General features: G+C 39.7%; 10 protein-coding genes. 9 read left to right on the top strand and 1 reads right to left on the bottom strand.

What is annotated here, in order from left to right:
• Positions 1-818: MFS transporter (locus HP456_RS14300; RefSeq protein ID WP_172252231.1), on the bottom strand; the 818-nt coding region annotated here is incomplete at its 3' end.
• Between the two features lie 624 nt (positions 819-1,442).
• On the opposite strand from HP456_RS14300, the gene HP456_RS14305 reads away from it, so the two are divergent.
• The 9 genes from HP456_RS14305 to HP456_RS14345 form a co-directional block, all read left to right on the top strand.
• Entirely contained in the window at positions 1,443-2,246 is an 804-nt protein-coding gene (locus tag HP456_RS14305; protein ID WP_172252233.1) for an IclR family transcriptional regulator, read from the top strand.
• A gap of 275 nt (positions 2,247-2,521) precedes the next feature.
• On the top strand, positions 2,522-3,055 hold the full coding sequence (locus HP456_RS14310) for a cupin domain-containing protein (protein ID WP_172252235.1): 534 nt from the start codon (positions 2,522-2,524) through the stop codon (positions 3,053-3,055).
• Positions 3,056-3,171: 116 nt separating this feature from the next.
• Entirely contained in the window at positions 3,172-4,098 is a 927-nt protein-coding gene (locus HP456_RS14315; protein ID WP_172252237.1) for a VOC family protein, read from the top strand.
• Between the two features lie 146 nt (positions 4,099-4,244).
• The gene (locus HP456_RS14320) at positions 4,245-5,036 is read left to right on the top strand and encodes an SDR family oxidoreductase (RefSeq protein ID WP_172252239.1); all 792 of its coding nucleotides are present in this window, start codon (positions 4,245-4,247) and stop codon (positions 5,034-5,036) included.
• 30 nt (positions 5,037-5,066) lie between these two features.
• Complete coding sequence (locus HP456_RS14325) at positions 5,067-6,755, top strand: thiamine pyrophosphate-binding protein (protein ID WP_172252241.1); 1,689 nt, start codon at positions 5,067-5,069, stop codon at positions 6,753-6,755.
• A gap of 13 nt (positions 6,756-6,768) precedes the next feature.
• Positions 6,769-8,214 carry an aldehyde dehydrogenase family protein gene (locus HP456_RS14330; RefSeq protein WP_172252243.1) on the top strand — a complete coding sequence of 482 codons (1,446 nt, stop codon included), beginning with the start codon at positions 6,769-6,771 and terminating at the stop codon, positions 8,212-8,214.
• A 16-nt stretch (positions 8,215-8,230) separates the two neighbouring features.
• On the top strand, positions 8,231-9,016 hold the full coding sequence (gene nadX, locus HP456_RS14335) for an aspartate dehydrogenase (RefSeq protein ID WP_172252245.1): 786 nt from the start codon (positions 8,231-8,233) through the stop codon (positions 9,014-9,016).
• Positions 9,017-9,052: 36 nt separating this feature from the next.
• The gene (locus HP456_RS14340; protein WP_172252247.1) at positions 9,053-10,354 is read left to right on the top strand and encodes an aromatic ring-hydroxylating oxygenase subunit alpha; all 1,302 of its coding nucleotides are present in this window, start codon (positions 9,053-9,055) and stop codon (positions 10,352-10,354) included.
• A 21-nt stretch (positions 10,355-10,375) separates the two neighbouring features.
• The coding region (locus HP456_RS14345; RefSeq protein WP_172252249.1) for an aromatic-ring-hydroxylating dioxygenase subunit beta at positions 10,376-10,718 on the top strand (343 nt) is incomplete at its 3' end.

Below are 10,718 nucleotides of genomic sequence, written 5' to 3' on the forward strand. Positions count from 1 at the left end.
ATGCTCGACATTCCCTCACTATCAAATCCTTTTGCTTCAATGAGATATGTTGGGAGCCAAATACTGATGCCGAAAAAAAGGAAAGAACATACAATCATACCCAGCCAGACCACCCAAAAGCGGTAATCTTGGGCAAAGCTCTTATTTTCAGACGAAATATTTTCAATTTCCTCATCATCGGTCTGACGGATAAAAGCCAGTTCATCTTTAGTGATACGAGAATGTTCTTCTGGTGTGTTTCGTGTAAGGAAGATAAACATAGGAATATTAATAATTAAGTTGAACGATGCGAGCATAAAGAAGGCCGCTTGCCAGTGGAGTGCTGAAATAATAAGCACCAATCCAATTGCCCCAACAGCTGGCCCTAAATAGTTCCCCGCAAGCCATGATGCCTGAGCACGTCCTAATTCTCGCTTGTTAAACCACGCAGAAATAAATTTACCAGATACAGGAATCATCATTCCTTCACCAAAACCAAGAATAATACGACTTGCTAAAAACATTTCATAGGAAGTGGAGAGACCTGATGCAATCATTGTTAGAGTCCAAACAACTAATCCTGCAATAGCTGTTTTTCGTGCACCCCATTTATCAATAATGAAGCCCCAAAAAAGGTTTGATACACCATAAGCAATTGTAAAGACAAACGTTAGAAGACCGATTTTGGCATTTTTATCTTCACCTGTTATACCGAGTGCGTTCAAGAATTCTGGATCTGTTTGAATGACGGAGATGCCAACCTTATCGATTTGTCCAAAGAACCAAAAGAAAAAAATTGGTACAACGATGTATAGCCACCTTTTTTGCCCCTTTAACATACTATCCTCTCCTTTTAAACGAATTAAAGCGCTTACAAATCTAAAGAAAAGCGAACAAGTTTTATAAAAAACGTTGAGTTACATGATTCAATTATTAAAATAGTTTCCCTCCAATCTTCAAATCTTTCTTCGCCAAACTATAAGATTACAATCATTATGTTTTATAGGCAAAACAAAGTTTTGTATTTTGAAAATAAAAGCACTTTTAACGATAGAATAATTAGAATAGTTTGTCAATTGTATATTTTTAAATCTTCTCTCCAATTGGTGTGTTTTATGTGTGGAAAGTTCTAATAACTTAAAGTAATTCTATTTATAAAATAAGTTGTGGTTCAAAATACAAAATTAAATTCATTGACCTTGAATTCTGAAAAAACTATAATTTACGATAAATAGTGTTTCCCATATAAAACAATAAGTTACTGAAAAATGATTAATTCGGTTAATGCAAGTTAGACTATAGTTTCTTTTATTGATGAGGGATGAGTGTTAGTGAGCTTATTTAGCTTGATTTAACTTTTTATTTATTTTAGGGTGAAAATGAATAATAAAGTTGATAAAAACTTCCCCACATTTTTTGAGAAGCTAGGGAATTAGAATAATAATACCAGGAGGAATATTTGAATGGCGAGTGGAGAGAAAGAAAAGTATAGTGCCAATTCATTAGTAAGAGGGTTGGAGATTATTAAGCTTTTTAACGAAGAACAACCGAGTTTATCGCTTTCAGAAATAGCAAAACAGCTTGGTGTAAGCAGGACGGTACCGTATCGTTTATTATTTACACTTCAACAGATGGGGTACCTGTCTCAGGATGAAAATACAAAACAATATCAATTAACCCCAAAAGTACTTGAATTAGGTTTCAGCTATGTAAACAGTTTAAAATTCCCGGAAATTGCTCAGCCTTACATGGAAACTTTACGTGATGAAGTCAGTGCTTCTTGTCATTTGTCAATTTTAGATGGGCCAGAAGTGGTATATGTAGGGAGTGCGCCGATCAGGGGAGTATCCGCGGTTAATGTGAATATAGGTTTGAGACTCCCGGCTCACGCAACGGCCAATGGAAAATTACTCCTTGCTTTTCAATCAAAAGAAAAGCTGATGCAATTGTTTCATACCTCAAATCTAACGCCTTTTACAGACAGGACGTTAACAGTACCAAGTGAGTTTCAAAAGCAACTAGAAACGATACGACAAGATGGATACGCGATAACAAGTGGGGAATTCCATCCGGGTATCCGTTCTGTTGCAGCACCGATTTTCACTAAAAATGGAGAAATTTTAGCGGCGTTGAATGTAGTAGCGACAGAATCAGCATACCAAGAAGATTTTATGGATAAAATAGCTTTGCCGAAAGTACTGGAAACTTCCCATTTGCTATCAAGTTTTATGGGTTTCAGTCAAAAGAGTGTTTTAAAAAAGCAGTAGATAATTCTTTAATAATTTTATAAAAGAGTGGGTATCCGTTTTAAGATACCCACTCTTTTTTTGTTTGGATAATGATAGCCTGTTTTCAGCAATTAGCTTTCTATGGTCCTTTTGGATTTGCAGTAATGTTTTACTATTAAAACACTTTTTAATTTTCTGTAAATATTCTTGACAACATGGTTGTTCCCAATTTAGAATTAATTCATAAGTAAAACAATGTTTCACATATAAAACATATTGTTTTGCAATCAATGAATGAAGGAGAGGGTTTAAAAATGACAAAAGAAACGTTTTCCATTAAAGAATTTGAAAAAAAATACGTAGCTCGCTTGCAAGATCGCACACTTGATTGGAACGTATTAAAGTTTCAAGAGGAAATTGATCCAGCTTATAGACGTGCGCAAATGAGATATATTGGACGCGGTGCAACTGCGAATAATGATACAAATGTAATTACTGGGGAACATTTTACGCTTAGTACAATGGTGCTTCCTCCAGGATGTATCGGACCGTTACACCTCCACGATGATGTAGAAGAAGTATTTTTTATTCTAGAGGGAGACGTTACGGCATTGATTCAGGAAGACAGCAATAGTGAAGTCCATGAAATTAAATTGAATGCCAGAGACTGTATCAGCAGCCCTCCAGGAGTTTATCGGGGAATCAGAAATGATGGGAAAGAGGAGGCTCGCATGCTCGTTATGCTTGGAGCGGTAAAGCCGAACTTGCCAACGTACCCAGAAGGCAGCGAATTGGAAGAGGTAAGGATACAACGTGCAAAGGAAAGAGAAGCGATCATTAAGAATTAGTTACGTAAACAGAAGAGAGCGTTGCATGTTGGAAATATGCAGCTCTCTTTTCTGTTAATGATTGAATGAAAGCGCTAACTAATCTAGGTGATACCTATTTCATTGGAGGTATAAACATGCTTGGAATTACTCATTTACGACATATTGGTCTAATTACCCCCAACTTTGACGAACAAGTAGAGCTATATGAAAAGATTTGGGGTCTAGATAGAGTCGATGTGCCGGAAGAAGAAAGCAATAAAATTTATTTTCGTGGTGCTGGACCAGAACATCATATTTTAAGCCTTCATAAAGGGGATAAGCGTGGTTTACATCACATATCGTTTGGGATGGTTGATAATAACGCAGTCAATCGTGCAGCTGAAATCTTAAAAGCCAAAGATGTACGTATTATCCAACAACCAGGATATTTGGATGAAGCAGGAGCCGGGTATGGTCTTCGGTTTTTGGATCCGGAAAATCGTGTGATAGAGCTTTCAGCTTGGGTGGAAGTCCATACGTCCATTTGGAATAAGAAGAATGTGGATCCTGTGAAATTAAACCATGTTGTTATGAATACCAAAGATCTAGATATGATTGTTGAGTTTTATACTGATGTACTTGGCTTTAAGGTAACGGATTGGAGCGAGCACCAGATGTCTTTCTTACGGTGCAATCGGAAACACCATTCTATTGCGTTTAATCAGGGGGAGCACGCTTCAGTCAATCATATTGCATACGAGGTTGATACAGTCGATGAACTAATGCGTGGCATAAGTAATGTTCGAAAAGCCGGATACAGTGAATTATGGGGACCTGGACGTCATGGACCAGGAAACAATATATTTTGTTATTTCCAGGATCAAGGTGGTTTTGTGATGGAGTATACATGCTATCTTGAAACAATTGAAGACGAGTCCGAGTGGAGAGCACGTGTATGGAAACGTGTGCCGCATCTAATGGATCAATGGGGGGTTGCAGGACCACCGAAACCTGAAGCGCGTAAAGCAATGGGGGGAGATCCGGATCCAGGCTGGGCAGATGCAGAAGTGGAAGTTCATTAGCATCCGAAAGTGGGATTAAAAGGATAGAGGATTCAGAAGAATCCCTATTTACAGTATTAATCAATTAGGACGATGTGGGCTTTACATCATGCTCATATCCAACATGAAAGCATGAAGAGGGACTTTTTTTATAAGAGGGTGATGAGATGGATTTAGGTTTGAAAGGGAAAGTTGCTGTTATAATGGGCGGCTCGTCGGGTGTTGGCTTAAAAACAGCAGAAATGTTTTTGGATGAAGGTGCAAAAATAGCTATCTGCGGTAGAAGCGAAGAGCGCTTAGAAAATGCTCAAACTCACTTACTTTCCTTCGGTGATGAAAAAGATATATTAGCATTAACCTGTGATGTTACCTCAAAAGCGGATGTGGATTCATTTATTAAAGGCGCAGCAGAAAAATTTAATGGGATTGATATTTTAGTGAATGCAGCCGGACAAAGTGTGATGGGCTACTTTTTTGACATTACAGATGAACAGTGGCAAGAACAAATTCAACTAAAATACTTTGCTATCATTTATGCCATTCGTGCAGCTCATCCACACCTTGTAAAAAGAGGCGGCGGACGGATTATTAATATTAATGCAACGTTGGCAAAAGAACCTGAGCGTCACATGGTAGCGACAGCAGCAACAAGGGCTGGCCTTTTAAATTTAAGTAAAACGTTGTCTCAAGAACTTGCTTTAGACAATATTTTAGTGAATTCCGTTAGTCTTGGGTTAATTAGGACGGACCAATGGGAACGTAGAAGATTAAAAAATGCTCCTGATATGGAACCGGAAGAATATTACGAAGATCTTGCGAAAAAGAGGAATATTCCACTCGGACGAGTAGGAGAAGCGGAAGAAGTAGCAAGTGTCATTGTCTTTCTTGCTTCCGATAAAGCTAGCTATGTAGCTGGTTCAACAATTGAAGCCGCAGGTGCAATTGGTAAGGCACTTTAATAAATTAATAAAAAGAGGTAGGATTCCATAATGAAAAATGAAGAAGTAATGGAGTTTACGACAGCCGATGCAGTTGTAAAAGAGCTGAAAAGGGCAGGAGTAGAGGTCGCTTTCGGGATTGTCAGTATTCATAATATGCCCATCTATGATGCGATTCTAAGAGAGGGAAGCATTAAACTCATTTGTTCGCGCGGGGAAAGTGGTGCGGTTAATATGGCAGATGGTTATGCACGTGCGACGGGGAAATTGGGTGTAGTGATTACAAGTACAGGAACGGGAGCAGGAAATGCAGCGGGTTCACTAGTGGAAGCTTGGGCAGCCGGTGTTCCGCTTCTACATCTTACCGGGGAAGTCGCGTCTTCGTATCTTGGAACAGGCAGAGGGTACATACATGAGTGCAAAGACCAACTTTCGATGATGAATGGAGCATGTAAACATGCTGTCCGGCTAATGAAGCCCGAGCAAACAGCTTCAGTTGTAAGTAATGCGATTCAGCAAGCGTTAACTGCACCGTCAGGACCGGTTTCGCTAGAAATTCCGATTGACTACCAATCGGCAATTATTGAAGATGTTTCCCTTGAAAGAATACAAATGACAGCATCATATTCACAATCAACCATATTAATTCCGGAACAGATAGTTGCAAAAATTGTTGCAGCACGGCGTCCAGTAATATGGGCAGGCGGTGGTGTTATCAGTTCTAATGCATCGCAAGAGCTACAAAAATTAGCAGAAGTGATTGGCGCTGCCGTGATTACAAGTCAATCAGGAAAAGGTTCTATCCCGGAAGATCACGAGCAATGCATAGGACATTTTGCAGCTTATGAGTCTACAAAAGATTTTTTAAAGAAAGCAGATTTATTAATTAGCGTGGGGGTACGTTTTAGAGGGAATGAAACGTCTAATTGGAAAGTACCTGTACCGGAAGAACATATTTCGATCGATGCGGATATGAAGGCCATTAATCGAAACTATAATGCAACATACGGTTTAGTTGGTGACGCAAAGGAAATAGTAGAAGCTTTAGTTCAAAAGCTCAAAGAAAAATCAGTTTCTGCCATACCTTCCTATGTGGAGGAAGTACGTTCCCTTAGAGATGAAGTACGTACTCAGCTTCGTGAAACGCTTGGACCATTTGAGCAACTTTTAGATGGCATGAGAGAAATATTGCCACGGGATACCATTTTAGTACGCGACGTTACGGTACAAGCAAACGTTTGGGGAAGTCGTTTATTTGAAATTTATGAACCGAGAACTTCGATTCATGCATCAGGCGGCGGTATTGGCCAGGGTCTTCCAACAGCAATTGGTGCGCAAATAGGTTGTCCAGATCAACCAGTTGTGCTCATGGCTGGAGACGGCGGGTTTATGGTCAATGTCGGGGAATTGGCAACAGCAGCAGAAGAAAACTTACCTATTATTATTGTGTTGTTTGATGACTCAGGATACGGGGTTCTTCGCAATATTCAAGACGCTGCGTATGGACGTCAGGTAGCAGTCGATTTATTGAGTCCAGATTTTGTGAAACTTGCAGAGTCCATACTTTTTGATGCTGTAAGGATAGGTTCTGGAGATGAATTTGTTAGTGAACTAAAAAAGGCAAAAGAAAAACGTAAACCGTCTATGATCGTGGTCGATATGGAAGCAATTGGACCAATGGCAAAACCGTTCGGTGGACCTCCAGGAGCAGCGGAGGCATTTAAACCAAAAAAACTATAAAGGAGGACAAAAATTGATTACGACATATCCAGATGTATCGGGGAAATACCTCGTTGGTGGAGAATGGGAAGAAAATAATAAAAAGGCCGATGTTATAAATCCTGCAAACAAGTCAGAAGTAGTTGGTCAAGTGGCAATATGTTCAGAGGAAATCGTCGATAAAGCGATAGAAGTAGCGGATAGCGCCTATAAAACTTGGTCCCTCTCGGATATTGAAGATAGGTCTTCCCGGATGAACAAAGCAGCAGATGAGGTAGCAAATATTGTCGAGGAAAATGTTTCCCTGTTTGTACGGGAAAATGGAAAAACACTTGTAGAGGCTAAAAAAGATTTACTACGTTGTGTAGAGGTTATGAGGGGCGGCGCAGCAGAATTACTTAACTGGTGGAAACCAGAAGTACTTCCAGGAAATCAAAACGTCCAAATTAGAAGAAGGGCAAGAGGTGTCGCAGCGGTGATAACTCCTTGGAACTCACCGATGATCCTAACGTTTAAACGAGTCATACCAGCTGTTTTAGCAGGAAATACGGTGATTGTGAAACCTGCTACCAATTGTCCGTTAACCATTATGACCTTTTTAAAAGTAGTTGCTAAACATTTTCCACCAGGTGTTATTAATATTGTGACAGGTTCAGGAAAAAAAATCGGGGATGCCCTTTGCGCTGATTCACGCGTACGTACTGTTGCCTTTGTAGGCAGCACAGAAACAGGAAAAGATATTATGAAAAAGTCAGCGGGAAGTCTCCAAAAAGTATATATGGAACTGGGCGGCAATGACCCGGCAATTATTGTAGAAGACGCTAAACTCGATGAATTGGCAATCAAACGGCTAAAAGCGGGTATTCTACGCGCCTCAGGCCAAGTATGCTCAGCGATTAAGCGAATATATGTCCATGAAACACGCTATGATGAAGTCGTTGAAAAATTAACAAAAGAGTTTGAACGGGTAGTGGTTGGTGATGGTATTCAACCGGATGTAACGATGGGGCCGTTAAATAATAAAGCGCAGTTTGAATATGTAAATCATCTAATTGAACGTACATCTAAGTCAGGAGCAAATGTAAAAACAGTTGGCATTCAACTTAACCCAGAAACATGGGATCAAGGTTATTATATGCTTCCTTCAATTGTTACGGGAGTCAATCAGCAAAGCGAAATCGTTCGGGTTGAACAATTCGGACCCGTCATCCCTATTTTGTCATTCTCTGATATGGATGAAGCAATTGAGTTAGCGAATGATAGTGAATTTGGTTTACGGGCATCTATTTGGACTGAGAATGAAGAGGCAGCTATTAATATAGCTGATCGCTTAGAGGCGGGAGCTGTTTTCCATAACAATCATACTGTATTCAGTGATTTGGCTCTTGATTTTCCAGGATTAAAAGAAAGTGGTGTATCCCGGGAAACGAGACATGGTGGACTTGAACTTTTCGCAGATTCCTATGGGTTTGCCGATTGAGGAAGGAAGATAGGATATGAAACTAGGATTAATTGGGTGCGGTAATATCGGTGAATTTCTGCTTCAGGCAATAAATATAGACGGACTTCTTCCAGGTGGAAAAATCGTGTCCATTTATGGACGCCGCGAAGAAGTTGCATCCGAAATTGCAGAAAAATACGGTGCACAGCCTTATCATGATGTTGACTCCCTTCTTCATTCTAACGTGGACCTAGTTATTGAAGCAGCTACCATTGAAGCGGCTAAAGAGCATTCATTGAAAGTGCTTGAAGGAGGAAAAGATTTGTTACTAAGCAGCATAGGAGTGATGGTCGATGCCACTTTTGAAGCAAGTGTACGTGAAATTTGTCAAAAAAACAATGTAGCCGTCTTTCTTCCATCTGGTGCCATCGGCGGACTTGATGTATTAAAATCCGCAAAAGCTTTAAATGAGCTTGACTCAGTGTCGATTACAACGAGAAAGCCACCAAGCGCATTGCAAGCCAATGCACGTTTAAAAAAAGAAACCGTTTTATTTGAAGGCTCTGCTGCCGAGGCAATTAAACAGTTTCCAAGAAATATTAATGTTGCGATTGTATTATCTTTAGCTGGTCTTGGCTCTGAAAAAACAAAAGTAAAAATTATTGCCGATCCAGATGTGGTGAAAAATAGCCACTTCATTGAAGCGTCAGGCTCATTCGGCAAACTGAAGCTTGAAGTCGAAAATGACCCGATGCCAAGCAACCCAAAAACAAGTTATTTAGCTGCATTAAGTGTACTGGCTACGCTGCAAAACAAAGACGAGACTGTTCAGGTTGGATAATAGTTTAAGTAATGCCTGCAGAGAAAGGAGAAAAGTATGCTTAAAACGGAGAAATCTTTAGAAGAAATATCGAAAGCGCAATTAGTTGATTATTTAAATGAAACAGTCAAGCCGGGGGAAGGGGTAGTTCCTGCTTACCTTCTTGGAAATCGAAATGTTTATGATTTAGAGCATGAAAAAGTATTTTTAAAAACATGGGTATTTTTAGGGCACGAATCGGAAATTCCAAACAAAGGGGACTTCATGACACGTGAACTTTCAGGCTATTCGACGATTATTACACGTGATAGTTCAGGAGAAATTCATGCTTTCTATAATATGTGCACACACCGCGGAATGAAATTATGTAGGGCTGACAAAGGGAATAAGTCGTTATTTACGTGTCCATATCATGGATTTAATTTTAAAAATACAGGTGAGCTTGTTGGAGTTCCACTTCAAAAGGGTATTTATGGAGATGAGCTTGATCGTTCAAAAATGGGTCTTCATCAGCTGAGGATTGACTCCTTCAAGGGTCTTTTATTCGGAACATGGAATGAAGACGCGGAGCCACTTGACGAGTTTCTCGGTGATTTCAAATGGTATTTGGATATTCTTGTTGGTCGCGCGGAAATGGAAGTGATTGGGGCACCGCAACGATTCGTTGTTAATGCAAACTGGAAAATCGGTTCGGATAACTTTGTTGGTGATTCCTATCATACGATGGTCACTCATGGTTCGATTGCAAAATTAGGTATGGTACCAAGTGCAACGTATTCCAAGCGTGGTTATCAAATCCATACGGAAAACGGACATGGGCTAAACTTAGGAATGCCGAATCCCGATTTTGCTTTTCCGGAAGAGTTGATAGATGAATATAAAAGTAATCTGTCTGAAGAACAGTATGAAGTATTATCCAACCTGAAAAACATGATTGGAAATGTTTTTCCGAATATGTCATTTTTAATTTCCCATACAAAAGTAAAGGACCAGTTAATTTCTAATACTTCCATAAGAATGTGGAGGCCGATTGGTCTTAATAAAATGGAAGTAATCGCTTGGATGCTCGTTGAGAAAAATGCTTCTCAAGACTGGAAAGATCGCTCAAGAGATTCGTTTATTTTGACGTTTAGCCCATCTGGTATTTTTGAACAAGATGACACAGAAGTGTTTACGGATATTACAGAAACGGCCCAAGGGCCAATGCCTCTTGAAAAGAAGCTAACTTATAACTATACAATGGGTCTTCACCGTGAACCGGTTGATTTTATCGGACCAGGTGTTGCCTATGACGATAAATTTACAGAAGCAAGTCAGCGTAACTTCTATAAATACTGGCTGGAATTAATGACAAAGTAAAGAGCGGAAGGGGGAAGAAACATGAGCATGGAAAAAATGTTGGCAAAATATGAGCTAGAACAGTGGTTATATACCGAAGCACAGTTACTTGATGACATTGATTTTGATGATTGGTTTAATTTGATGCATTCGAGTTTGCGCTATCAAATGCCTGTACGTGTCAATAAAGAAGGGGTTGAGCGACCTGACTATTCCACTGATATGTTTACATTTAATGATGATATAGAATTGTTAAAACTTCGTGTGGATCGTTTGAAAACGGATTATGCATGGGCGGAAATTCCTCCTTCCAGAACGCGGCGCTTCGTCAGCAATGTGCGTATTAAAGAGTTTGTGGAAGGAGAAAAAGCAGCCGTGAATAGCT

Source organism: Bacillus haikouensis (genome assembly GCF_013179555.1).
Classification (GTDB): Bacteria; Bacillota; Bacilli; order Bacillales; family Bacillaceae_B; genus Rossellomorea; species Rossellomorea haikouensis_A.

Bases quoted from the DNA above. Each gene is read 5' to 3' on its own strand.
- HP456_RS14310 (WP_172252235.1), top strand. From the start codon at position 2,522: ATGACAAAAGAAACGTTTTCCATTAAAGAATTTGAAAAAAAATACGTA.
- HP456_RS14325 (WP_172252241.1), top strand. From the start codon at position 5,067: ATGAAAAATGAAGAAGTAATGGAGTTTACGACAGCCGATGCAGTTGTA.
- nadX (WP_172252245.1), top strand. From the start codon at position 8,231: ATGAAACTAGGATTAATTGGGTGCGGTAATATCGGTGAATTTCTGCTT.
- HP456_RS14305 (WP_172252233.1), top strand. From the start codon at position 1,443: ATGGCGAGTGGAGAGAAAGAAAAGTATAGTGCCAATTCATTAGTAAGA.
- HP456_RS14320 (WP_172252239.1), top strand. From the start codon at position 4,245: ATGGATTTAGGTTTGAAAGGGAAAGTTGCTGTTATAATGGGCGGCTCG.
- HP456_RS14340 (WP_172252247.1), top strand. From the start codon at position 9,053: ATGCTTAAAACGGAGAAATCTTTAGAAGAAATATCGAAAGCGCAATTA.
- HP456_RS14315 (WP_172252237.1), top strand. From the start codon at position 3,172: ATGCTTGGAATTACTCATTTACGACATATTGGTCTAATTACCCCCAAC.